Source organism: Flavobacterium sp. RSP49, assembly GCF_003968735.1.
Taxonomy (GTDB): Bacteria; Bacteroidota; Bacteroidia; order Flavobacteriales; family Flavobacteriaceae; genus Flavobacterium.
On the sequence record NZ_RYDN01000001.1, the window covers coordinates 92008 to 118069 of the forward strand.

21 protein-coding genes are annotated in these 26062 nt (G+C 33.6%); 4 read left to right on the forward strand and 17 right to left on the reverse strand.

Going from position 1 to position 26062, the window contains the following annotated elements:
• Positions 1-185 precede the first annotated feature (185 nt).
• The 12 genes from EKM02_RS00405 to EKM02_RS00460 all read right to left on the reverse strand — a co-directional run bounded on the left by EKM02_RS00405 (position 186) and on the right by EKM02_RS00460 (position 13457).
• Entirely contained in the window at positions 186-1910 is a 1725-nt protein-coding gene (locus EKM02_RS00405; RefSeq protein WP_126451506.1) for a sodium:solute symporter, read from the reverse strand.
• 122 nt (positions 1911-2032) lie between these two features.
• Positions 2033-4564 carry a PIG-L family deacetylase gene (locus EKM02_RS00410; RefSeq protein WP_126451507.1) on the reverse strand — a complete coding sequence of 844 codons (2532 nt, stop codon included), beginning with the start codon at positions 4562-4564 and terminating at the stop codon, positions 2033-2035.
• A 163-nt stretch (positions 4565-4727) separates the two neighbouring features.
• On the reverse strand, positions 4728-5267 hold the full coding sequence (locus EKM02_RS00415) for a hypothetical protein (protein WP_126451508.1): 540 nt from the start codon (positions 5265-5267) through the stop codon (positions 4728-4730).
• Between the two features lie 177 nt (positions 5268-5444).
• On the reverse strand, positions 5445-5921 hold the full coding sequence (locus tag EKM02_RS00420; RefSeq protein ID WP_126451509.1) for a hypothetical protein: 477 nt from the start codon (positions 5919-5921) through the stop codon (positions 5445-5447).
• A gap of 176 nt (positions 5922-6097) precedes the next feature.
• A complete protein-coding gene (locus EKM02_RS00425; protein WP_126451510.1) occupies positions 6098-6415 on the reverse strand; it encodes a hypothetical protein in 318 nt (105 codons plus the stop codon).
• 377 nt (positions 6416-6792) lie between these two features.
• A complete protein-coding gene (locus EKM02_RS00430; RefSeq protein ID WP_317124967.1) occupies positions 6793-8616 on the reverse strand; it encodes a hypothetical protein in 1824 nt (607 codons plus the stop codon).
• A 60-nt stretch (positions 8617-8676) separates the two neighbouring features.
• Positions 8677-9906, reverse strand: coding sequence for an AI-2E family transporter (locus tag EKM02_RS00435; RefSeq protein ID WP_126451511.1), 1230 nt, complete (start codon positions 9904-9906; stop codon positions 8677-8679).
• Positions 9907-10086: 180 nt separating this feature from the next.
• Complete coding sequence (locus tag EKM02_RS00440) at positions 10087-10623, reverse strand: mechanosensitive ion channel domain-containing protein (RefSeq protein WP_126451512.1); 537 nt, start codon at positions 10621-10623, stop codon at positions 10087-10089.
• A 7-nt stretch (positions 10624-10630) separates the two neighbouring features.
• Positions 10631-11215, reverse strand: a complete 585-nt coding sequence (locus tag EKM02_RS00445; protein ID WP_126451513.1) for a Maf-like protein — start codon at positions 11213-11215, stop codon at positions 10631-10633.
• On the reverse strand, positions 11208-12077 hold the full coding sequence (locus tag EKM02_RS00450) for a geranylgeranylglycerol-phosphate geranylgeranyltransferase (protein ID WP_234423124.1): 870 nt from the start codon (positions 12075-12077) through the stop codon (positions 11208-11210). The genes EKM02_RS00445 and EKM02_RS00450 overlap by 8 nt, the downstream gene beginning before the upstream one ends.
• Positions 12078-12172: 95 nt before the next feature.
• Positions 12173-12700 (reverse strand): KdsC family phosphatase, encoded by a 528-nt coding sequence (locus EKM02_RS00455; RefSeq protein WP_126451515.1) that lies wholly within the window; start codon positions 12698-12700, stop codon positions 12173-12175.
• On the reverse strand, positions 12684-13457 hold the full coding sequence (locus tag EKM02_RS00460) for a Rossmann-like and DUF2520 domain-containing protein (RefSeq protein ID WP_126451516.1): 774 nt from the start codon (positions 13455-13457) through the stop codon (positions 12684-12686). The genes EKM02_RS00455 and EKM02_RS00460 overlap by 17 nt, the downstream gene beginning before the upstream one ends.
• Positions 13458-13654: 197 nt before the next feature.
• Here EKM02_RS00460 and ccsA point away from each other — a divergent pair, with 197 nt between their 5' ends.
• Complete coding sequence (gene ccsA / locus EKM02_RS00465; protein ID WP_126451517.1) at positions 13655-16873, forward strand: cytochrome c biogenesis protein CcsA; 3219 nt, start codon at positions 13655-13657, stop codon at positions 16871-16873.
• A gap of 601 nt (positions 16874-17474) precedes the next feature.
• Here ccsA and EKM02_RS00470 read toward each other — a convergent pair.
• The 3 genes from EKM02_RS00470 to EKM02_RS00480 all read right to left on the reverse strand — a co-directional run bounded on the left by EKM02_RS00470 (position 17475) and on the right by EKM02_RS00480 (position 19874).
• On the reverse strand, positions 17475-18308 hold the full coding sequence (locus EKM02_RS00470; protein WP_126451518.1) for a flagellar motor protein MotB: 834 nt from the start codon (positions 18306-18308) through the stop codon (positions 17475-17477).
• A 52-nt stretch (positions 18309-18360) separates the two neighbouring features.
• The gene (locus EKM02_RS00475) at positions 18361-19362 is read right to left on the reverse strand and encodes a glycosyltransferase family 2 protein (RefSeq protein ID WP_126451519.1); all 1002 of its coding nucleotides are present in this window, start codon (positions 19360-19362) and stop codon (positions 18361-18363) included.
• A 65-nt stretch (positions 19363-19427) separates the two neighbouring features.
• Entirely contained in the window at positions 19428-19874 is a 447-nt protein-coding gene (locus tag EKM02_RS00480) for a type I restriction enzyme HsdR N-terminal domain-containing protein (protein WP_126451520.1), read from the reverse strand.
• 93 nt (positions 19875-19967) lie between these two features.
• Between EKM02_RS00480 and holA the strand changes: the two genes are divergently transcribed.
• The 3 genes from holA (at position 19968) to ettA (ending at position 22986) form a co-directional block, all read left to right on the forward strand.
• Positions 19968-20972: a DNA polymerase III subunit delta gene (gene holA / locus EKM02_RS00485; protein WP_126451521.1), complete on the forward strand. Its 1005-nt coding sequence runs from the start codon at positions 19968-19970 to the stop codon at positions 20970-20972.
• A 65-nt stretch (positions 20973-21037) separates the two neighbouring features.
• Positions 21038-21220, forward strand: coding sequence for a CAL67264 family membrane protein (locus tag EKM02_RS00490; protein WP_126451522.1), 183 nt, complete (start codon positions 21038-21040; stop codon positions 21218-21220).
• A 71-nt stretch (positions 21221-21291) separates the two neighbouring features.
• Positions 21292-22986 carry an energy-dependent translational throttle protein EttA gene (gene ettA, locus EKM02_RS00495; RefSeq protein ID WP_126451523.1) on the forward strand — a complete coding sequence of 565 codons (1695 nt, stop codon included), beginning with the start codon at positions 21292-21294 and terminating at the stop codon, positions 22984-22986.
• A gap of 267 nt (positions 22987-23253) precedes the next feature.
• Here the strand turns inward: ettA and EKM02_RS00500 are convergent, their stop codons facing one another.
• Entirely contained in the window at positions 23254-23670 is a 417-nt protein-coding gene (locus EKM02_RS00500; protein WP_126451524.1) for a thiol-disulfide oxidoreductase DCC family protein, read from the reverse strand.
• A 93-nt stretch (positions 23671-23763) separates the two neighbouring features.
• Positions 23764-25929, reverse strand: coding sequence for an endonuclease MutS2 (locus EKM02_RS00505; protein ID WP_126451525.1), 2166 nt, complete (start codon positions 25927-25929; stop codon positions 23764-23766).
• Positions 25930-26062: the final 133 nt, after the last annotated feature.

Genomic DNA, 26062 nt, shown 5'->3' on the forward strand with positions numbered 1-26062 from the left:
CTGAATAATTTATTAGATGTTTGCGTATATAGTATTCATGGGATTATTATTACTTCGCCAGTTCGCTCTTGCTCGTTTCTGCGGAAGAAGAGATTTTTATATAAGAACTTCTGAAGTAAAAAAAATAACCGCAGATTCACGGATTATCAATATAAAAATCTGTGAATCTGCGGTTATTTTTTTATTTAGGCTGTTATCGCTCTCTGTTTTCTAAAAATGGTCCATTGCAACAATAATGAAATTACAATTGTAAGCATTGCACCAATGAAATTCAGCCACAAATAACCCAGTTTTTCTTCTCCGCTCGGGAAAATATAAATGGCGTAATAGTAGATGATAAAAATAGTAATCTGACTTACTACAGCGCTATAAAAAATGGCTTTAGATTGTACTTTATGGATGTAAAAACCAACTAAGAAAATTCCAAGGACTGTTCCATAAAATATGGATCCAATGATGTTTACCAGTTGAATTAAATTTTCAAAAAGCGTTCCAATACAAGCAAATAGGATGGCTATAACTCCCCACAGTAAGGTAAAGAATTTTGTAGCATACAGGTAGTGCCGTTCTGATTTTTCTTCTTTTAGATTGCGTTTGTAAATATCAATTGCGGTGGTAGAGGCCAGTGCATTCAATCCCGAAGCGGTAGAGGACATAGCAGCCGAAATAATTACGGCCAGTAACAAACCAATAAGCCCTTTGGGTAAATAGTTGAGAATAAAGTGAAAAAACACATAATCTTTATCATTGGTCTCGCTATTACTATCAGCTTTGAGAATTATTTCTTTGGCTCGATCTCTTAAATCTTTTTCTTTATTGGATAAAGTCACTAATTCTTTCCTAAGGGTTGGATTGTCATAATCCTGATTGAGCTGGTCGATGTACAAAAGATTAATTACTTTTTTGTCTTCGGATAAATCGTCTAATTTTTTCTCCAAAGCATTGTATTCGCTTTTGTAAGCTGATTTTTCAATCATGGCTTTATTATTTGGATTAAAATTTAACGGAACAGGATTGAATTGGAAAAAGACAAAAACCATAACTCCGGTCAGTAAAATAAAGAACTGCATAGGTACTTTTAAAAGCCCGTTCATGATTAGTCCCATCTGGCTTTCTCGAACGGATCGTCCGGATAAATAACGTCCTACCTGCGATTGATCGGTACCAAAATAGGCTAATGCCAAGAAAAAACCTCCTGTTATTCCGCTCCAAAAGGTATATTTTTCCTCTGGATCTAAAGAGAAATTAACAATATCCATTTTATCATTTGCCCCAGCAATATGCAACGCACTGGAGAAAGTCATATCATTAGGTAAATAATGCAAAATCAGAAAAAAAGTGATTAGCATTCCGGACATAATCACAAACATTTGCTGTTTTTGAGTTACATTCACTGCTTTGGTTCCACCCGAAAAAGTATAAATGATAACTAATACACCAATAATAATATTCATGTAGGTAAGATTCCAACCCAATAAAGCGGACAAAATAATTGCCGGAGCGTATATGGTCAATCCGGTTCCTAAACCTCTTTGGAACAAGAAAAGGATGGCAGCTAGGGAACGGGTCTTCAAATCAAATCTTTTTTCAAGGTATTCATAAGCTGTATACACTTTGTATTTGTGGTATAAAGGGATAAAGGTCACACAGATTACCACCATTGCAATTGGCAGTCCAAAATAGAATTGCACAAAACCCATACCGTCATGATAGGCTTGCCCGGGAGTAGAAAGAAACGTAATTGCACTGGCTTGTGTGGCCATAACAGAAAGTCCTACAACATGCCAAGGTGTTTCATTACTCCCTAAAATAAAGTCTTCTACATTTTTACTGCCCTTGGTTTTCCAAGCCCCATAAATTACAATAAACAATAAAGTTACTATCAGTATAATCCAATCAAATAATTGCATAATTTAAGCGTATAATTTCATGATGAGACAAAAGATCAGGATGTATATTGCATTGGCTACAAGTACCCAAGTATAATTTTTCTTCCAGATTTTTATTTTTTTTGTTTCCATTTTAAAGTGGGTTAGTTCTTGATTTTTTGAACAGGAATTTTTTCAGATGATTGTAGCGAAATGATATTAGAAATTAATTTATAGGCACCAGTAACGCCTTCAGGTAATTCTCTGAAAAAACTTAAGCCGGTATAAATATAGTGTCCTTTTCCGTAAGGAGCAATAAGTAATGCACCATTTTTAGGGCTTTCCCCTTTGTCATTTGAAGATAGGATAGGAGTAAAGGCTTTGTCGTACTCATTGGGGTAATACAAACCTTGTTCTTGTTTCCAGCCTTCAAAGTCTGTAGCTGTAATTTGGTTTGGAAAATTCAAAACAGGATGGTGTGGCGCTAAGAATCGGACTTCGGCATCTTCTTCGGTCACTCGGTCACGGGAGAGTTTCAAGGGATAAGGTGCAATAGTATTAGTAACAAGATCTCCTGCAGTATTGTACTGAACGATCATTGTTTTTCCAGATTTTACAAAATCAAAAAGTATATTTTGTTTGTTTGCCAGTGCAGGCAAGATATTATAGGCACGAACACCTGTGATGACTACGTCGTACAATTCTAATTTTTCAGGAGTAATTTCTTCAGGTTTAAGTAGTGTTACGGCATATCCTAATTGGGTCAGGCTACTGGGAACTTCATCTCCGGCACCCATAATATATCCTATTTTTTCACCATTCGTTTTTAAATCTGTTTTGATGCATTTGGCTTCAGCCAATGTTAAAACTTGCTGTTTTGTGATGTGGTCATACTTAATGATAATTTGTTCTTTGTCAAATTGTTTATTGTCAATTATCGCCACGCTTTTGGCTACAGCTTCTTCGGATTTATTTGGTGCAGTTACCTCAAAATAAACAATTTGTTCCGTTCCCTTTTTTTCAATATTAAAAGGAATTGATTTAGGAAAAACACCCCATTTTTCAGGTAATTCAAGTTGTAAAATTCCTTTTACGGAGTCTTTTCCAGTTTTAATTTTTACGGCTACAGCTTTCTTTTTTGTGTCTTTAAAAAGCAATACTTTGTTTACAATTGAAGTAGTAACTTCGGGAACAATGTCTAGATAATTATATACTTCCCCTTTTACATCATCGTTGTATTTATACACTACGGTTCGTTCAAATGGAATTTCGATTTCATTGATTTTAATATTAAAAATCACTTTAGCTTCCCGAATAATATCTGGAATCCCTATGTTTTTTTGTTGCTTTACTGCGTACATCCCAACTGTTCCTTTTTCTTTTAACCAATATGGTTGTGTGTAGTTAATTGATTCGGGTAATTTTATATCGAGGTTTATGTTATTTCGAATATTATTTTTTAACTCGCGATTTTGAAGTGTCGTAATTTGATTTGGTAAAGTAGTCACACTTATTAATTGAAAAGGAAATGTACTTCTGTTGATAGCTTCGAGTTTCAATTTAATAGTGCTTCCGGGAGTCGCTTCCTGATTTTGGGCAACGGCTTCAAGATACAAACCGGAACAGGCCGATATAATTTCTTTTATGGCTTCTGATTTCAGTGGCGACCACTGATTTTCGTCCAAAGCCTTCATCATAGCATAGGCTTTCGCCAAATCTGGAATGCTTGCCGAAGGATTATTATGGTCGAATTCAGCGGCAATAGTTGTCAATAATTCTCCGATTGATTTTCCCTCTTTTATTCGGTTCCACGAAGTATCGATTCCTTCAAAAATTGATTTTTTATCTTTTAAAGCATCTCCATTTATAAACTCTAAATATTCTGTTTCTTCGCCACGGGCCCCAGTGCTACCAAACCCTTGGGATTGATGGCGGCTGCGACTTAATGCAGCTATTTCCTGATTTGATTTTCCTAATCCAGCGTAATAAACTCCTGTTTGCAACGCAATTAAATTCGTTTTAGGGGCAGCATTAAATTTTTCGATACTTCCATAAAACCACCAAGACGTATTAAAAAACTGTCGTTTGGTTTGCCAAGGTGTTACAAATTGCAATTGCTCGGGAAAAATTGATGGGTTATTCGCTAAGTCAAAACTTTCTACGCTTAACATTGCTGATGCCGTGTGGTGTCCGTGAGTGGTTCCGGGCGAACGATGATCAAATCGGTTAATAATCACATCAGGTTGAAATTTCCTGATGGCCCAAATAACGTCAGCTAGTACTTGTTTTTTATCCCAAATTTCTAATGTTTCTGTTGGATTTTTAGAAAAACCAAAATCATTAGCACGGGAAAAAAATTGTTCTCCTCCATCAATTTTTCGGGCTTCAATAAGTTCTTGGGTTCGTATTACTCCTAATAATTCCCGTAATTGCGTGCCGATTAAGTTTTGTCCACCATCCCCGCGTGTCAAAGACAAATAGCCGGTTCTGGCCTTTTGATCATTAGATAAATAAGAGATCAATTGGGTGTTTTCATCATCAGGATGTGCGGCTATATAAAGTACGGAACCAAGAAAATTGAGCTTTTGAATTTGATTATAAATTTCGACAGCATTTAATTTTTTAGGGTCTTGAGCAATTGATATTTGAAAACAAAGAAGGAATGCTGCAATAGCTAGAATATTTTTTTTTTGCATTTTTTTAAATTTAATTTGCAATAGCTTCAAATGTAAGAATTAAATATTTTTATGTGAAATGTTTTTAGTTTTCTTTAAAAACAAAAATAATCTAAAAAAGAGGGAGAAAACCAATTTTGATTTTATCCCTCTTTACTATTCTGTTCAACGATTGAACTACTAATTAGTCTCTTCCTTTACCGCGTCCACGATCATTCTCGCGTCTATCATTTCGATCGTCGTGTTTTTTGTATTCTTTTCGATTGTCGTATTTTCTGGGAGCGGAATATTTTCTTCGGTTATCATTATTTCTATGGTCAACATATACTCTGCGATTGTTAGCATGGTGTCGTATATTTCTTTGTTCTCTTCCGTGATATCCTTTGTAATATTTCCTTTTATGACTATTAAAATTATTGTAAGGTCTTGATCCATGATAATCAGTTAGCACAACTTTATAGCCACGGTTCAAATTATAATTTTGATAATGTCTAGGTAAATTTCTGGATCGGTTCCATCTTCCTCCACCAAAATATATGAATTGCGTTGCTCTTACGTCATAATATGCTTCTATATCCGGCAGATAGTAATATTCTGCATTGGCGTATCCAGCAGGACCCCAAGATGGAGCAGTACCTATATTTAGATTTATGGAAACTTGTGCTTGTATTGAACTGGATGCCAAAAAGATAATTCCTACAGCGATTAATTTTAATGTTCTCATTCTGTCAAATATTTAATTAGTAATAAATTTTTATAATAACTTGTTATTGCGATGCTTCTTCTAAAATTCCAACAACTGTGCCAAAACAAAAAAATTAACGTTTAATTAAGGATTCATGTGCTAAAAAAAAGAGTCTCAGCAATGAGACTCTTTTTATAAATTATTATGAAATCAGTATTAATGTTTTCCATTTCCATTATTTCCTTTTCCACCTTTATTGCCATGTACGTTATTCCCATTACTTTTGTACACTTTATTGTTATTACTGCGGTTAGAACCTATTGATTTTTGTGGTTTACCTTTGTATCCTTTGTAGTATTTTACTTTGTGTGTTTTAAAGTTACTGTATGGTCTTGAACCATGGTAATCGTTCAAGACTACTTTATAACCATTGTATAGATTATAATTTCTGTATTGATTAGGTAGATTTCTTGAACGAATCCAATTTCCTCCACCAAAATAAATAAATTGTGTGGCTCGTATATCATAATAAGCTTGAACATCCGGTAAATAATAATAATCTACAGCTGAATAACCAACTGGCCCCCATGCTGGTGGACGACCTATATTTACATTTACTGAAACCTGCGCTTGCATCGTATTTGCGGATGCAAATAGTATAATTCCTGCAATGATTAATTTTAATGTTTTCATTTTTCGAAATTTTAATTAGTAATTATTAGATAGTAATTTTAGTTACTATTTTATCTCGTTTTGAAGTAAAGCCAACAATTATGCCAATATCAAATAATTAACATTTACTTTGTTATTTTACTTCATAAAAAAAGGAAACGATTATTCGTTTCCTTTTTCTACAGTTATAAATTTATTTACAATAAAAGTATTAATAAAAGAATAATGATGATAATTGCACCTACAGATAAGTATACACCATTTCCTGTAGATTTTAATTCTGCTTTGATAGTACGTACTTCTTTACGTAATTCTTTTTTTTCAACTGAAGTCAAAGACGATCTATCCATTGCTTTTATTTCATCAAGTCTATTAAGCAAAACTTTTACTTCTGCAGGCACTTCTTTAGGAGTATTTAAAATTACAGTTGGATTTTTTTCAGCCGCTAACATTTGTGTTGGAAGAACACTAATTGATAATACCATTATCATCAAATAAAAGGTAACTTTTTTCATTTTGTTTGGTTTTTAGTTAAAATTTTAACACAATAAAAGTAAACAATAAAATATAATTTTTTCTTATAAAATTAAGGTTTTAAATTATATAATTCACACCCTTCATTGTGCACTACAAACAGAGTGATTTTAAAGCCAGTATGCGATTTATTTTGTCAAAATATCCAATATGGATATGGGTTGTGTAAACCCCCGTTTTGTTCTCTTTTTAAATCACTTCAATAGCAGGATCAGCATTCAACAGTATTGTGATTTTCTAAAAAAAAGTGTCCTGTAGATCGTGTCTTCAATATAATCCCCTATCAATTGAACTGTTTTTAAACGATATTAGTATTATGTGAATATTTTTTTGGAATAATTTATATTTATAAAACGTATTATTTGTAAAGCACGGTACGGGGTTTTGCCAGTTCGAAATCTTGAAAACCAAAATCAGTTGTTTCAATTGCATTTGTTTTGAAAATATTTTCGCCATTTCCAGGAATGGAAGGATAGTACGAAAGCGAAATTTGAAAAGCACTAAAAACCAGAAAATCATTGTTTATGATGCATCCAATTCCAATTTTTGAATAGGCTTTACTTTGAGTCAATCCCTTATTAGGATTCCCTAGTACGGCAATGGAATAATTAAAATAAGGATTGACTCTAAATCCCCAAAGATCCCACGGCGCATAGGCTTGCGTTTGTATGGTTAAGAGTGCTTTTTGGGTTCCATATTGAGCACTATTAAAGCCCCTAAGTCCATAGTTTTCATTGATATTTAGCTGATCGCCAATAATGTTGACACGGTTTGTACCAATAATTACCTGAGGTTTGATGAACTGTCTCCATTTCCATTTTCCCAGACTCATCAAGTTTGTGAAATAATTTGCCTGAAAAGAAAAAGCAGTTTGCTGCGTGATTGATTTTTCAAAAAAGGTACCTATCTCTACATTGGCACTTAAAAAGCCCCATTTATAATAATTTCCAAAAGCCGCTCGGGCAGCTAGGTACAAACGCCCCAAATTGTTTTTATATTGAAAGCCAGAAGTGATGCTGTATATTTTGCCAATAGGGACATCTTCTATAATTCCATTTTTGAAAATATAGTTGTCCTGCACGAATTTACGTGAACTAATACCAATCCCGAAAAGAGCAAGTTTTTCACTAGAGTAGAAATCAGTGGCGTCATAGAGGATAGTTGGGCTTTCCAAATATTTTATATTTAAAAAACGTCCTGCCAGAATCAGATTAGTGGTCCGCTGACTTTCTGTTTTTCCTTTAAAAATAGAAAAGGCACGTCCAAGCCATAAATCTTGTGAATTGTATTTGAAATTTTGATAGGCAAATACGGAATTGATATCAGCAAGGGTGTCTTTTCTAAATTGCTGGTCTATGTATATTCCCCCTGCCCATTTTGTAAAAGCAGAGTAAAAGGGACGGTCTATATTGAGGCTTTTGCTGTAGTAATTGTCTAAATCTATCCGGTAATTCAGAGTTGTCTGAATGAAGGTATTCTGGATGTTAGGAACGCTATAGGACAATCCATACGCACTTTTTCCGTCGCTGAATCTGTTTTTGAATTCATTTTTGAATTCATGGCCAGTGCCCAGAAAATTACGATCATTGAGTTCAAAATTAGTTCTTGAACTGGAAATGGATCCCTTGGGAATAATACTCCATGTATCTAAAACCCGAAAGGTGACATCTACTGAATCCGGGCTGTTCTGAATTAATTGTGGGGTTACGTCAACGCGACTGATGTATCTTTGAGTTCTAATCAATCGTTCTGATTCTTTTACTAATAGTGAGTCGAAAGGAGTATGTTTTCTTATTAACAGTATATTCTTAATAGCGAGCTTTTTTGTTTTGATATGAATCCGGTTTCCAGTTCGTTCGGCCCAGTTTTTGGGGACTCTTGAGGTATCTATATCAGAATACCCAAAAGGGTCTAAAGTAATAATAGTAATGTTTCTGATTATTTTTCCTTCAAAAGTTTCGTACTTTTTGGGAATTACTTTTTTCTTTGTTTTTTTTATAGTTACAGGTCTGAAAACTAATTTATGAACAAGTGTTGTAAACTTATTTTTTTTAGAATAGGATTGAATTTTTTTGTAAACGGCAGCGGAATCTTTTTCCTTCTGGTTTACTTGTGAAAAAGAAATCAGGTGGCAACAGACGATCAAAAAGAATAAAATCAGCTTTTGCTTTTTAGTCATCATACAAAATTAATTTAAAAATTGAGAAAGAAAAAACCAGCAAAACATTGATAAACAATTGGTTTAAATAGAGTCACTTGTTTTATTAAGGTCAGTTTCTGCTTTATTCTCTGTATTGTTTTCCGTTGTTGTCTCGGTAAAAACAGGAACTATAAGATCCGTTTTAATTATGGTTTTTTTAGAGGATGCATCTGAATCGAATAACGGTAATTTGATACTATGCCAAGTATAGGTTTTGGGCAAATGATCTCCCATTAAATACCCCCAAGGTTCTAATGACTCAATTCGGTCAAAAATTACCTTAAGAACCGCAATTATGGGTAATGCTAAAAACATTCCGGCGATTCCCGCAATGGCTCCTCCAATAATGATTCCTATAATGGATATAAAAGCATTTATTTCTACTTTTGAACTTACTATTATTGGGACAAGGATATTATTATCTATTAATTGAACAAAGATGGTAACCACAATTACACCAATAATTATGGACAAATCTGGAGAACCAGTCAGTGAGGCAATTATGCTTAAAATTCCGGCAAAAAGGATTCCTATATAGGGAATTAGATTTAGAATTCCGGTTACAACACCCAGCAAAACAGCATATTTCACACCAATAAGTATAAATCCTATAGTAGTCATTACCGATACTAAAATCGTCTCGATAATTAAACCCACAATATAACTGTTTATAGCAACTCTAATATTTGTTAAAATATTTTTTAATTGTTCATGATTCTCTTTTTTGAATAGTTTAGACAAAAACAACAAAAAATGAGTCCTGTATAAAAGAATCAAAAAAGTATAAATAGGGATTAAGGTCAAATTTAGTAGCGTATCTGTAAATGACATTAGCGTGGTACCAATGATTTCTTTCCCTTTTTTCATAGAATCTTCAGTGGCAGTATCCAGATATTGTTTTTGTTCCCAAGAACTCAAATTGAAATGTTCCCTGAGAAACCGTTGAATATTACTAATATGAATAGTTATGTTTTTTTCAATTTTATCAAAATCATCTGCAAAATCACTGATTTGAAAGGATAGAAATACAAAAAGGCCTAAAAAAAGCAATACAAAAAGCAGTACCGCCAGCATAACGGCTAACACATGGGGAAAGTAGAGTTTAGATTTTAAAAACTGAACGATGGGATACAACAATATCGCAAATAAAAAAGACATCATTATGGGAACCAATATATTTTGACCAATATAAAATATAAAAATAATAGCAATTAAGCTCAATAAAACGAGCGTAAGTTTTGCGTAAAATGGAAATTTTAAAAGGTCATTCATATCTTTTTATTTTTTTTAAAGACAAAAACAATTCAATAGTAAATTATTTATTTCTAATTGACAAATATCCAGCATTTAAAAAAGTAAAACATTATATATTTTTCAGCAATAGTTATATAATTTCCACTTCAATAGAATGTTTTGCAGGATGATGATTGACCATTCTCAGCAAAAGTAAACTCAATCCGTAAATTCTTTTTGATCGGCATAATTGTTTAGTATAGAAATTCCTTTTTGCAAAAGCAAGTTGTTCGGATAGATAATTTTTTCTCCATCTGTAGTTTTTAAATATACATGAAAAGCCCCAATATCTTCAATTTGCGCTTCAATCGGAAAATCTTTATCATGAATTTTTATCGTATCTCCAATTTTAAACGGAAAAGAAAAAAACAAAATAACTCCAGATGTGATATTGCTCAATATAGACCATTGAGCAAACATAGCAACACCTACAACTGTGGTAATAGAGGAAAGTGCAATACTAATATCCTTTGTCTGGACGCCCCAAATTAGTATGACTGCTATAGTTGCAAGAATATTTATAAATAAATGAATGTATTTGATGACTAAATTGGTTCTATGCTCCAGTTTTTGGTCTGATTTAGCATAGTTGCGAACTAATTTTGCAGCAATAATTCTCAAAAAAATCAACAGTAATCCCAAAATTCCTGTGGCCACCAGTTCCCTGGAATACTCGTGAAATATAAATGTATCCATAATGCAATCAGTCTAATTTAGTTAAGTAGTCATATACCTTATCCGTGGGCATTCCCATCACATTAGCATAAGAACCTTCAATTTTTGAAACACCAATAAAACCGATCCATTCCTGAATACCATAAGCACCCGCTTTGTCATAAGGCTTATAATTTTCTAAATAGTAGCGAATGGATTCCTCACTCAACGTGTTAAAAGTGACTTTTGTTATTTCATGAAGCAGGACTACTTTTTCATTTGTCTTAAAGCAAACAGAAGTAATTACTTCGTGAGTAGCATTCGATAATGATTTCAAGATTTCAAAAGCATCCTGTTCGTCTTTTGGTTTGCCTAGCGCTTTGTTGTTGTACCAAACAATGGTATCACTGGTGATTAGGATTTCATTGGACTGTAATTCACCGTCAAAAGCACTGGCTTTTAATTCAGCCAAATAGTTCGTGATTTCGTACGCTTTTAACTCAGGAGGATAAATTTCTTCGATTTCTTTCAATCGAATTTCAAAATCTAAGTCCAAATCTTTGAAAAACTGCTGCCGTCTTGGCGATCCTGAAGCCAGAATAAGGGCGTATTTTTTTAATTTATTTTTAAGCATTATATTTTATATTTAAACGAATAACAATAACGGATAAAATTCCTAAAAGAAGGATGCATTTTAACAATACACTCAAGATGTGGCACTCTCTTTTTGATTTTGCAGACCAAATTTTTAAAGTGAAATAAAACAACGGACCTACAACAAATAACAACATATATAATGTTGCAAACACCAATTCTAACAGGTACCGATGAATATAAAATACGATAAAAAATAGCGGAATCAAACTTAAACCGGAAACTATTTTTGCCGTTCTGGATTTTCCAATTACAATAGGTAAGGTACTCATTCCTTGATTATAATCGCCATCTGTATCTTCTATGTCTTTGACAATTTCCCGAAGTAGATTAATCATAAAAGCAAAAATAGCATAATCTATCAGGATAGAAAAAAACAAGCCCATTTGTTGCTGATTATTTATTGTTGTTGCAGGAAATAAATCGAAAACTCCAATGATAATCACACTAAAAGAAAGTAGTGATGCCACAATGATATTACCAATAAGCATCATTTGTTTCAGACTGGTTGCATACAAATAAAGTGTTGCGGCAACCAAAATAAAAATAGAGGCAAAACCTGGTTTCCGTATGACATTCGACAAATAAAAACCAATCATTACCCCACTTGACGTAAGCCAAATATACAGATTATAGGCTTGAATTTCTGAAATGGTTTTGCCCACATTCGCAGCATTTGGTTTATTGACGGAATCTGTTTTTTGGTCATAGATATCATTGATCACATAGCCGCCTGCAGCGATCAAAGCAGTTGATAAAATTAATAATCCATACTGCCAATCCGATAACGCCAAAGAAATATTCTGAACTTGTAAAAAACCATACCTGAAAACAAATTGCATAAAAGCAAGCATTAACAAGTTCTGGTATCTAATTAGTTTAAAAAAAGGAATCACAGATGTTATTTTAAATTTATAATTTAACATTTAAAAAAGTACTAGTCATGCTTCCCGTCAAAATGTGCCATCCATTTCCCTTGTGCTTTCATAACTTGTTCAATGACATCCCTGGCCGCTCCTTTTCCTCCGTTTTTATGCGAAATATAGCGGGAAATAGCTTTGATTTCCGGGCTAGCATCTTGGGGACAAGTTGGTAATGAGACTAACTGCATCACATGATAATCAGGAATATCATCGCCCATGTATAACACGTTTTCAGGTTTAATGTTGTAGAGTTCCACATATTCTTTAAAAGTTTCTACTTTGTCCGGCGTACCTAAATAGATGTCTGTAAGTCCCAAATTTCGTAGCCTTACTCGAACCCCTTCATTGCTTCCGCCGGAAATAATACATACATTAAACCCACTTTCTATAGCAGCTTTCATAGCATATCCATCTCTAATATTCATGGTTCGCAATATTTCTCCTTCATTAGTTACAAAAACAGAGCTGTCAGTTAGTACCCCATCGACATCAAAAATAAAAGTAGTGATCTCGTTCATTATTTCTTTATAACTTTTTGCCATTCTCTTGTATTGATTGTGTTAGTGTTTTATAAATAGTCAGATGATTTTCATTTGATAAAAAAGCTTCGTGGGCTTCAATCGTTGAAGTGTCATTGCGTTTTGCAGGACCCGTTTGTGCATCTTGCGGCGAAAGTACCATTATTTTTTGAACTGTTTCTGCAATTAAAGGTCTTAAGATTTCAAATGGAACATGATGTTCCTGGCAGATTTCCTGACCTATTTGGTACAAATGATTGGTAAAATTGTTCACAAATACGGCCACCACATGCAAGGCTTTTCGTTGTTCAGAGTTGATTGCATAAACGGTTCTTGAAATTGATTTGGCCACTTTATCTATTAAGTGGTAATCAATCCCATTTTCGCTTTCTAAACAAATAGGAATGATATTGAAATCGACAGCTTTGTTTTTGGTAAACGTTTGCAAAGGATAAAAAACGCCTCTTCGATTATTTTCGTCTAATGCATGCAAAGAAACACTCCCGGAAGTATGCACCACTAAGCGATTCTTGAAAGTAAGATTAGAGGAAACTTCAGCAATAGCATCATCAGAAACTGAAATGATATACATGTCGGCTTCAACTAAAGTATTGAAATTGTCAGTGATTTTTCCCAAGTCTATTAGATGGGAAACACTTTTTATTTGTCTCGAATATACCTGAACCAATTCTATTTCTGTCCCTGGTTTATGGGGATTTTGAAATGCCGCAATTAAATGCTGTGCTACATTTCCGGAGCCAATTATAACTACTTTGATCATGGAGTAAAATTAGCAAAAAAATATGAAGTGTTTTATTCAATTTTCAGAAAGGTTTCAAATAGAAAACAGCCAAAAAAAAGCTCTTAAGCCTTCATGAAAAAGACTTATTTTTAGTTTAAATTAACAAATGTGCGAATATAGAAGTCAGTATTTTTAAGTACTTTTGTGCCACTTTTACAAAACATAATCCCATAAAAATGGATAAAAAAATATTTTCTTTTTTGTTTTCTACACGATTAATGGCCTTTCTGTTTATTTTATATGCCGTTGCCATGGCCACAGGAACTTTTATCGAAAGTAAATACAATACGGATACGGCAAAAATTTTAATTTATAATGCGTGGTGGTTTGAGGCTATTCATGTCTTTTTTGTGATTAATTTCATCGGGAATATCAAGCGATATCAACTCTTGAAGAAAGAAAAATGGGCTACTTTATTGTTGCATTTGTCTTTTATTCTTATCATTCTTGGTGCTTTTGTAACGCGATACATCAGTTATGAAGGAATGATGCCAATTCGTGAAGGGGCTGCTGAAAATCAGATATTTTCTGATAAAACCTACCTGACACTTTTTGTGGATGGTGAATTTAAAGGAGAAATGAAGCGCCGGGTTTTTGAAAAAAAAGTACTGCTTTCTCCAGCCACGAATAATAATTTTAGTATTTCTGGAACGTTTGCTGATACCCCATTTGAGGTGGAATATGAAAATTTTATAATGGGAGCAAAAGAATATGTCAAACCTGATCCAAAAGGAATTTTGTATTTAAAATTAGTTGAAGCAGGAGATGGTGGTCGTCATGAACATTTCTTGAAAGAGGGCGAAGTACAAAATATTCATAATGTTTTATTTTCGCTAAATAAATTTACGGATGGTGCCATAAATATCAATACTACAGGAAACGCGTATACAATTCAAACTCCTTTTGAAGGTGATTTTATGCGTATGGCAGATAAACTACAAGGAAAAGTGACTAAGGATAACGCGCAACCATTGATGATGCGTTCGTTATACACAATAGGTGAAATGCGATTTGTGCTCCCGGATCCTGCTGTAAAAGGAGTTATCGATTATGAATCGAATAATGATTTTAAAGCTAAAAATCATGAAGATGCACTAACAGTAAAAATAACGGCTGACGGACAAGAAAAAACAGTAACCGTTTTAGGCTCCAAAGGTAAATTAGGAGATGTAAATTCAGTGAAAATTGGGAATATAGAGTACTCGATTTTTTATGGAAGTAAGGCGTATGTTTTGCCTTTTAAAATTAAATTGAATGACTTTATTGCACAAAAATATCCAGGAACAGAGAAAAGTTATTCTTCATTTGAAAGTCAGGTTACTGTTGAGGATAAAGAACCCTTTGATGCAAGAATATATATGAACAATGTTTTGGATTATAAAGGATATCGCTTTTTTCAATCCGGTTTTGATCCCGATGAAAAAGGAACTATATTGTCTGTAAATCACGATTTCTGGGGAACAGCAATCACTTATGGTGGATATTTCATGCTGTATTTTGCCATGATGGCCATTATGTTCACTAAGTATTCTCGTTTTGCAGATATTAAGAGAAAATTAGAAGAGGTGAAAATTAAGAAAGCCAAATTACTGACTATTTTAATTCTGCTATTTAGTTTCAGCAGTTTTGCACAAGAACACGACCATGCAGATCACGAGGGACATGACCACGAACAAACCCAAACCGCATCAAAGACCCAGACCGCGCCAGAGACCCATGCAAATCATACTAAGAAGGTGTTCAGTCAGGATGAATTACAGGCACTAATTACAAAATTTAAAGTGCCAGAAACGCATGCCTCAAAATTTGGACGATTAGTCATTCAAGATGCTGGTGGACGAATGAAACCTATCAATACTTTTTCTTCAGAATTGTTGCGAAAAGTAAGTCATGATGATACTTATAAGGGAATGAATTCAGATCAGGTATTTTTGTCTATGACACAATATGCGAGTTACTGGATTGAAATTCCTATTATTTATATTAAAAGTGGGAATGACAGTATTCGTAAAATTATAGGAATTGATAAGAAAGCTAAATTTGCTCCTTTCGTATCTTTCTTTGATGCAAAAGGAAATTACAAGCTTTCAAAATATTTAGAAGAAGCTTTTAAAGTTGCAAATCCTAACCAGTTTGAAAAAGATTTTATCGAAACGGATAAGAAAGTAAATCTGATGGAATCAGCTTTGAGCGGACGAATTTTAAAAATTTTCCCAATACCGGAGGATAAAAACAACAAATGGGTTTCTTATTTAGAGCTCAATGAAGCCGGTTTCAAAGGAATGGAAGCGACGTACACTAAAAACGTATTGCCTTTATATTTTGGATCTTTGGCAAGCGCTGCAGCATCCAATAATTATGCTACATCCGATGAATTACTGGGGAGTATTAATGGTTTCCAAAAACGTTTTGGCAGCAAAGTGATGCCAAGCGATGAAAAGATTACGTCGGAAGTGTTGTATAATAAATATGATGTATTCAAAAAACTTCCGTATTGGTATATTTTTGCGGCTATTTTAATGTTGTTCTTCACGATTTTACAAATCTTCAAAGAAAGAAAAGTATTAAATTATTTAGTCAATTTTATGCACATCGTCGTGATTGGATTATTTGCATTACACACCTTTGGTCTAATAGCCAGATGGTATATTTCAGGTCATGCACCATGGAGTAATGCGTATGAATCTATTATTTATGTAGCCTGGGCAACCATGTTTTTTGGTTTGGCTTTCGATAGAAAATCAAAGCTTACTGTGGCATCATCCGCTTTTGTAACCGCTATGATTTTAGCGGCAGCGTATATGAACTGGATTGATCCGGAAATTGCAAATTTACAGCCGGTACTGAACTCGTATTGGTTAATGATTCATGTGGCGGTAATTGTGGCCAGCTATGGACCGTTTGCGCTAGGAATGATATTGGGTGCGGTTTCATTATTACTGATTTTGTTTACCAATGAAAAAAACAAAGCCAAAATGGATTTGAATATTCAAGAGATCACTTACATCAATGAATTAGCCTTAACGATAGGTTTGATAATGTTAACTATTGGAAACTTCCTTGGAGGACAATGGGCCAATGAAAGCTGGGGACGATACTGGGGCTGGGATCCAAAAGAAACTTGGGCATTAATCAGTATTATGGTCTATGCTTTTGTAATTCATGCCAGATTTGTTCCATCACTACGCGGGAAATGGGTATTCAATTTAATGAGTATGTTTGCTTTTATATCGATATTATTCACGTATTACGGTGTGAATTTTCATCTGGTAGGATTGCATTCCTATGCGAGTGGCGAAGCCCATTCCTTAAACTGGATTTGGTATTCACTGGCAGTAATAACATTATTTGGTGCTGTCTCCTATCCAAAATATAAGAAGTATTATAAGAAATAAGTTGGATTATTTTCCAATAACAAATAGACTGTCTCAATATAAAAATGAGCCAGTCTCTTTTGATTGTATTTCTAAAAGAGAAAACCTACTAGTTCCTAAAATCGATTTCACTCTCGAGAAGATGAAGTTGTAAAAAAAGTAAAAAGCAGCTCATGGAGTTGCTTTTTTGCATAAACAACCAAAACGGCTTGCATACAGGGCAAAATGTATGGATATAATGGTTGTGTCTGTCGTGTTGGAAGGGATGGTGTCGTGAATAAAGTATTTGATTGGAAGTAGAAATGTATGCAGTATAAGCCACTTTGAGTTAGTCATTTAGCATCTGATTTTCCTTCTTATGCATAAAATCAGCATCGGTAGGTTGGTATGGAATAGGAATTTATTTCTCCCGGAATAAATTTTGTTCTTCGTATTCTATGGTTTGATAGTAGTTTGATGAGATGCCTTAAAAGTGGTGTTTTTAGACCGCTATGTAATTATATTAATACAACCTAAAAACATGTAAATCTTTTAAATAAAAAAAGTCCATTTGTCATTTTTTTATATAAAAAAGAGGCTGTCTTTTTGAGACAGCCTCTATAATTTCAATTTAAATATGAAATTATGGTCTTTGTTTTTTCATTTCTTTTTCAATCATTTCGTAGAATTGATCAATTTTTGGTAAAACAACAATACGAGTTCTTCTGTTACGAGATCTGTTTTCAGCCGAATCATTTGCAACTAAAGGAATATATGAACTTCTTCCTGCCGCTATTAATTGCTCTGGTTTAACACCCAATTGATTCGTTAAAACACGAATAATAGAAGTAGAACGTTTCACACTTAAATCCCAGTTGTCAAGTATCACACCGGAACCATTGTAAGGAACATTATCAGTATGACCTTCAACCATACATTCAAAATCGGGTTTGTCATTGACTACTTTGGCAACTTTAGCCAAAACTACTTTAGCTCTGTCAGTTACTTCATAACTTCCACTTTTGAACAATAGTTTGTCAGCTATAGAGATAAATACAACTCCTTTTTCTACATTTATTTCGATATCCGGATCAGAGATACCTACTGAACTTTTTAAACTAGTAACTAACGCAAGTGTTACACTGTCTTTTTTAGTTAAAGCATCTTGCATTCTACTAATTTTTAAATCTTTCTCTTTGATAGATTCTAACGCTTTTTCGATATTTTCAGCTCCTTTAGTAGACAGAATGGTCATATCTCTAGAAGTACTGATTAAACCTTGATTTTGGTCTTTCAAACCACTCACAGTAGCGATAAGACCCGCTTTTTCTTCTAAGCAAGAATTTAATTTTACAGTTGCTGTATTTAATAAATCCTGAGTTTCTTTGTTTCTAGCTTCTAAATCAGTGTATTTCTTTTTAGACACACATGAGGATAGTACAGCTAAAACGGATAAGGCAATTACTATTTTTTTCATAAATTGTTTAGTTTTAGTTTTAATGTTAATTACAAATTTAACTTTTTTATATTTATTTTATTCCAAATAAATCGTTAAAAACAACGATATTCCTGATAAAATAAATGTAAACGATACTTTTTGTAGTATAGTATTTTTGTTTTTGAAATTTTGCTCTTTTTTTGCATTGTGATGAAAACAGGCTGTAAAAGGACCCATGGGCTTTTAGTATTGCGAAAAAATGTTTGAACTTTCCTTTGAAAATAAATTGTAAACCTGCAATTCCGTCTAACACCATTCGGATTAAAAGTATCCAAAATAATTGATTTTTTGGAATATTTTTGGTTAGCATTAACAATGAATTTCTAAAGTTCAAAAAAGTTTTTTTGGAATTCCCTTGTTGCAAAGTAGCCCCGCCAACATGGTAAACAACGGACTCATAATTGTATTTTATTTTATACCCTTTGTTGAAAGCACGCCAACATAAATCAATCTCTTCTTGATGTGCAAAAAAATCGCCGTCAAAGCCATTTAATTCCTTATAAACAGAACTTCGGATAAAAAAACAAGCTCCGGAAGCCCAAAATATTTCTCGGTTGTCATCATACTGACCACAGTCTTTTTCTACGGTGTCGAAAATTCGTCCTCGACAATACGGATATCCAAATTTATCAATGAATCCACCGGCAGCACCAGCGTATTCAAAATATTCTTTGCGTTTGAAATCTAATATTTTAGGCTGAATAATGGCAGTTTCAGGTTCTTTTCTAAAAGTTTTAAGTATCGGTTGCAACCAATTTTCAGTCACTTCAATGTCAGAATTCACCAAGGCAAATAGTGTAGCATCTATGTGTTTTAAGGCTTCATTGTAGCCACTAGCAAAACCCAGATTGCTTTCGTTTTTAACAATTTTAACCAAAGGAAAAAAAGCTTTTATATAAGAAATCGAATCATCTGTAGAGGCATTGTCAGCCACATAAATGGTAGCTTCCGGTGAATATTTAACCACAGACGGCAAAAATTTTTCTAATAATAAAATTCCATTCCAATTCAGGATGACGACAGCTACTTTCATTCAGATTTTTAGATTTTCAGATTTTTCGACATTTTAGACCATTACAATCTAAGAAGTTTAATATTCTAACTATTATAATTTGGTAGATTCTCTAGAAAAGCATATCTCTCGTTTTCAAAATCCATTTCGCAAAAGTAATGATTCAATCCATTGGTCACCATTAAAAATTCAGACTTTAGTGTCATATTATATCTTGCAATTTGGTCGAAAGTCGCTTGGGTAATTTTTACTTCCGGCGCTTTGCATTCGATTAAAATAAAAATAGAACCATCCTTATTAAAAACAACAACATCGTATCTTTTGCGCAAGCCATTGACTTTAAGTACTTTTTCGACATTAATCAATGATTTTGGGTACTTTTTTTCTTCCAATAAAAATTGAATTACATGCTGGCGAACCCATTCTTCGGAAGTAAGAATGATGAATTTTTTCCTGATTGCATCAAAAATAGAAACTTTATTTTCGCTATTTTTGAACCGAAAAGTATAGGAAGAAAAATTTAATTGCTGCATGAAGCAAAAATAGTTATTTTGTTTAAAATTTAAGGTGTAAAGTTTCATACGATTCAACAAACTTTAAACTTTAAACTTCAAACAAAAAAGAAAATGGATGAAGTATTAAAAATTGTAAATGATATAAAAAACGGAACCATCAGGCCCCTATATTTTTTGATGGGAGAAGAGCCATATTATATTGATAAATTAGCGACTTATATTGAGGAAAAAATATTAACAGAAGAAGAAAAAGGATTCAATCAGACCGTTTTATATGGGAGAGATGTTACGATAGAAGATATTATCTCGACCGCAAAACGCTATCCAATGATGGCGGAACGACAGGTGGTAATTGTCAAAGAAGCACAGGATTTGATTCGCACGATAGACAAACTGGAGAGCTACGCTGAGAATCCAATGGCAACAACCGTTTTAGTTTTTTGTTACAAATACAAAACGCTAGACAAACGTAAAAAACTAACCAAGTTATTGACTAAAAACGGAGTGGTTTATGAAAGTAAAAAACTGTATGAAAACCAAGTTGGGGACTGGATTAAACGTGTTTTAGCAGGTAAAAAGTATGCTATAGAGCCTAAAGCTAGTGCCATGCTAGTGGAATTTCTAGGAACGGATCTAAGTAAAATAAACAATGAACTCGAAAAATTACAAATTATTTTGTCAGCGGGAAGTACCATAACTCCTAAACATATTGAGGAAAACATAGGGTTTAGCAAAGATTTTAATGTGTTTGAATTGCGAAAAGCAATTGGCGAACGCAACCAATTAAAGGCGTATACGATTGCTGAAAACTTTGCCCAAAACCCAAAAGATAATCCAATGATGGTGACTACCAGTTTGGTTTTTGGCTTTTTTATCCAATTACTAAAATACCACGGTTTGAAAGATAGAAATCCTAAAAATGTAGCTGCTGTACTAAGCGTGAATCCATTTTTCTTGAAAGAATATGATGTTGCTTTGAAAAACTATCCCATGAAAAAAGTGAGTCAGATTGTTGGTGCTTTAAGAGATATTGATGTCAAAAGCAAGGGTGTTGGCGCCAATGCAATGTCGCATTCTGATTTGTTACGAGAAATGCTTTATAAAATATTTAATTAAAGGGCAAAAAATTCCGATATTTGCACTCCCGATACTTCGGGTTATTAAAAATAAATACCACAATTATGGCAATGAATAAAAATACTATTTTAGGTTGGGCTACTTTGATAATGATTGTAATGGGTTTATTGCTTATCGCATTAGGTGCTTTTAGATATGATGACGTAGCAGGCTGGGGATTTGCAGCTGTAGGTGTTGGCTTTTTGGCTAATGCTTGGGTGTTTAGCTCACTTAAAGGCAGACTTTAGTAGTTATTTTTAATGTAGATATGAGACTTAAGAGCAAATAGATAATATAATTTAAAATTAAAAAAATAGAGATGGCAGACGATAAAAAAGTAATATTCTCAATGTCAAAATTGAGTAAAACCTATCAAGGAGCAGATAAACCAGTACTTAAAAACATCTATTTGAGTTTCTTTTATGGAGCTAAGATTGGTATTTTGGGTTTAAATGGTTCCGGAAAATCTTCTTTATTAAAAATTATTGCTGGTGTTGATAAAAACTACCAAGGCGATGTAGTGTTTGCACCGGGTTATACGGTAGGGTATTTAGAACAAGAACCTATTTTAGATGATACTAAAACGGTTATTGAAATTGTAAGAGAAGGAGTTGCTGAAACAATGGCAGTTTTAGAGGAATTCAATAAAATCAATGATAGTTTTGGTTTGCCGGAAGTCTATGAAAATGCCGATAAAATGGAGCAATTGATGGATCGTCAAGCACTTTTACAAGATAAAATTGATGCATTGGGAGCGTGGGAAATCGATACTAAACTGGAAATCGCCATGGATGCTTTGCGCACTCCGGAAGGCGACACGCCAATTAAGAATTTATCTGGTGGTGAGCGTCGTCGTGTCGCTTTATGTCGCTTGTTGTTGCAACAACCTGATGTATTACTTTTGGATGAGCCTACAAATCACTTGGATGCCGAAAGTGTACTTTGGTTAGAACAACATTTAGCACAATATGCCGGAACTGTAATTGCAGTAACGCACGATAGATACTTCTTGGATAATGTGGCCGGTTGGATTCTGGAATTGGATAGAGGGGAAGGAATTCCTTGGAAAGGGAACTATTCTTCTTGGTTAGACCAAAAATCAAGCCGTATGGCATTAGAAGAAAAAGTAGCTTCAAAACGCAGAAAAAACTTAGAACGCGAGTTGGATTGGGTTCGTCAAGGTGCCAAAGGGCGTCAAACAAAACAAAAAGCGCGTTTGCAGAACTACGATAAATTACTAAATGAAGACCAAAAACAATTAGATGAAAATCTGGAAATTTATATTCCAAATGGTCCACGTCTAGGAACGAATGTAATTGAAGCCAAAAATGTTGCTAAAGCATTTGGAGATAAATTATTGTATGATAATTTAAATTTCACGTTACCACAAGCAGGAATCGTTGGAATTATCGGACCCAATGGGGCTGGTAAATCAACAATTTTTAAGATGATAATGGGTGAGGAAAAACCAGATTCAGGAGAATTCTCAATAGGAGATACTGTAAAAATTGCTTACGTAGATCAAGCACACTCTAACATAGATCCTAATAAATCGATTTGGGAAAACTTCGCAGATGGTCAGGAATTGATTATGATGGGCGGAAAACAAGTAAATTCAAGAGCATATTTGTCACGATTTAATTTTGGTGGTGGAGAACAAAATAAAAAAGTTTCTATGCTTTCCGGTGGAGAACGTAACCGTTTACATCTAGCAATGACTTTGAAAGAAGAAGGAAATGTACTTTTGTTGGATGAGCCTACGAATGATTTGGACATCAATACACTTCGTGCATTAGAAGAAGGTTTGGAGAGTTTTGCCGGTTGTGCCGTTGTTATTTCTCACGACAGATGGTTCTTAGATAGGATTTGTACACACATTCTAGCTTTTGAAGGAAACTCTGAAGTGTATTGTTTTGAAGGTGGCTTCTCAGAATATGAAGAAAATAAAAAGAAACGTTTGGGTGGTGATTTAACACCAAAACGATTGAAATACAGAAAATTAATAAGAAGTTAGTCTTTCTGAAATAAGTTAATAACAGCAAGAGGATGACTAACAGACATCCTCTTTTTTTGTTCTGTAATTTTTGTTCTGTAGGAATTCATCATAATGAAAACTGCTAAAAAATTTCTACGTTGACTAAACCAAATTTGACAACCATTATAAAAGATCCTTTGTCCCAAGAAAAAAAGCGCAGTGTCTTTTATGATCCATTTATTTTAAGTTGGTCTAATTTAGACTTCCCATAAAATAAAAGGCATGATAATTATTATAATTAGTCTTTTAGTCTAAAAACTTAGCTTTTAACTCCTTTGTGGGAATCATACAATTTTCCTTTTTTCCAAACCATTTGTATCGATTTGTGGCGATATAATCATAAAAGAAATTGTTGAACGATGTGGGGAATATCGAAAATATAGTGACGAAATAAAATAGTCCGCCTAGGTTTTTAGCTATTTCTAAAGCAGCTTCTGATTTATAATAATAAGCAAAATCCGGCTGATATAGAATAATACTATCCATTTTTTGCGTATCAATTCCAAGTTGTTTGATAATTTTTTGACCCAAATCAGATTGTAAGGCGACAAATCGGAAAACATCTTTAGTGTCATGTTTAATAATCATTTGTACTGCCGAATTACACAGATTACAAACACCGTCAAAGAGTATAATTTTTTTGTCTTTAGGAATATGGAGCATAATTTAAAATTTAAAATTCAACCGTATTGAGATTTCTCCTTCGTCGAAATGACAAAACATGAGATGAGACTGAAAACTGCAAACTGAATACTTTTATTTTTTCCCGGCTTCCACAAATTCCAATGCTTCCAGACTGATTTTTGAAGTAAATATACCATAGTTTATGGTTGCTTTATTTTTTTCAATAAGATCAATAGTTCCCACCGCTTTTCCATCAAACATTCGCACGCGATCGCCTACTTTTAGGATTGGTTTTAGTTTTTCAATTACAACTTTTAATTTCTTGTCTTTCTTTTCTTTTCTTATTTCCTCCACCTGAACCGTAACTTCTTCAATGATTTCTTTTTTCTTTTCAATCAGCGCTTTCGACTCTTTGGTTGTGGCTTTCTTACGCTTTGAATTTTCAATTTCAATGATTTTCAAAAATTCGCCGAGCAGTTCTTTCTTATTTTTATTATTGAAATATTTCTCTGAAATATCTTCGATTTTTTGCCCAATGTATATCGTTTTCTGATTGCTGTCGTATAATTCCTGATAGCTTTCTAGTTTTTGCTTGATCTTTACATTGATAGTCTCCATTTTCTTGCCTTCTTCACGTGCTTTTATTTCCTCTTCTTTCAGTGTTTGCGATGTTTTTTCCATCTTAGAGCGCTCTTTCTGAAGGGTAGCAATTGTTTTATCGAAACGTACTTTTCCAACTTCAATTTTCTTTTTGGCTCGATTGATTAAGCTGAAAGGAATTCCGTTTTTCAGAGCGACTTCAAAGGTAAATGAACTTCCGGCTTGTCCCAAAGCCAATTTGTACATGGGTTCCAATGATTTTTCATCAAAAAGCATATTAGCATTAGTGGCAAAAGGCAATTCATTAGCAAGAATTTTTAGATTTGAATAATGCGTTGTAATAATCCCGAAAGCTTCCCGATGGTAGAACTCTTCAAGAAAAATTTCGGCTAAAGCACCTCCTAATTCAGGATCTGAACCCGTACCAAATTCATCAATAAGAAACATAGTTTTTCTATTACATTTCTTCAGAAAATAGTTCATGTTCTTTAATCGGTAACTATACGTACTCAAATGATTTTCAATAGATTGATTGTCTCCGATATCTGTTAAAATCCGATCAAATAAAAACGTTTCACTGCGTTCGTGTACTGGAATTAGCATTCCGGATTGCAGCATTAATTGCAGTAATCCAACGGTTTTTAAGGAAATGGTTTTTCCTCCGGCATTTGGTCCGGAAATTACAATAATTCTGTTTTCTTGGTCTAATTCAATAGTTTGCGGATGCGTGCTTGCGTTTTTCTGTTTGTTGTTCAAATATAAAATAGGGTGATAGGCTTCTCTAAAATAAAGACGGCGGTTTTCTGTAATGGTTGGTAAAATTCCATTGATTTTATTCGCATATTTTGCCTTTCCAGCAATGACATCAATATCACTCAGAAAATCCTGATATTTGATTAACAGCGGTAAATAGGGACGTATATAATTGGATAATTGTTTTAATATTCTGGTGATTTCTTCTTTCTCTTCGTATTCTAAATTACTCAATTCACGAGAATATTGTAAGGTAGCTTCCGGTTCAATATAAGCGATACTTCCAGTTTTTGAACTGCCCATAATAGAACCTTTAACTTTACGACGGTACATGGCTAAAACGGCCAAAACACGTCTGTTTTGAACAAAACTTTCTTTTATATCGTCTAAATATCCTAATGAGTTGTATTGTGTCAATGCTGTTCCAAAACTTTGATTCACTTTCCCGCGAACCGCATTCATATTCCTCCGGATGTTTAATAAATCCGGTGATGCATTGTCTTTTATTTCACCATATTTATCGACTACTTCATCGACCATCGTAATAATTTCTTTGGTCAGTTCAACTTGGTTTGCTCTCGCGTTTAAATTTGGATAATAATCCTCGAATTTTCTCAAAAAACTCAACAGGAAATTTACCGTTGATGAAATGGTGGCAATTTTTCTAAAACTCCCCACTTCCAGAAAACTGTCTTCAATAGCCAGAAATTTAATTTCATGCGTTATAGCGTCAAAACCATGATTGGGAATGGCATTGTTATTTTGGAAAGACGAAACATATTCTGAGGTTTGCATTAATGCTTGCATCAACGTTTCCTTGTCTTTAAATGGAGTGATTTCTAATGCTTTTTGTTTTCCAATGTCAGTATTACAAATAGTCGAAATTGTTTCGAGAACAGTTGGAAATTGTAAATCTTGTAATGTTTTTTCAGTGATGGATATCATTTATGGTTTGGTTGTTTTCTAGACAAAAATAGCTAATAGTTAAGACTATTTAACAGACTTTCACAAAGAATTAATGAATGTTTATTGTACTTTGCATGATTCAAAAAGAATATTCTCTCAGTATCTTTGCTTT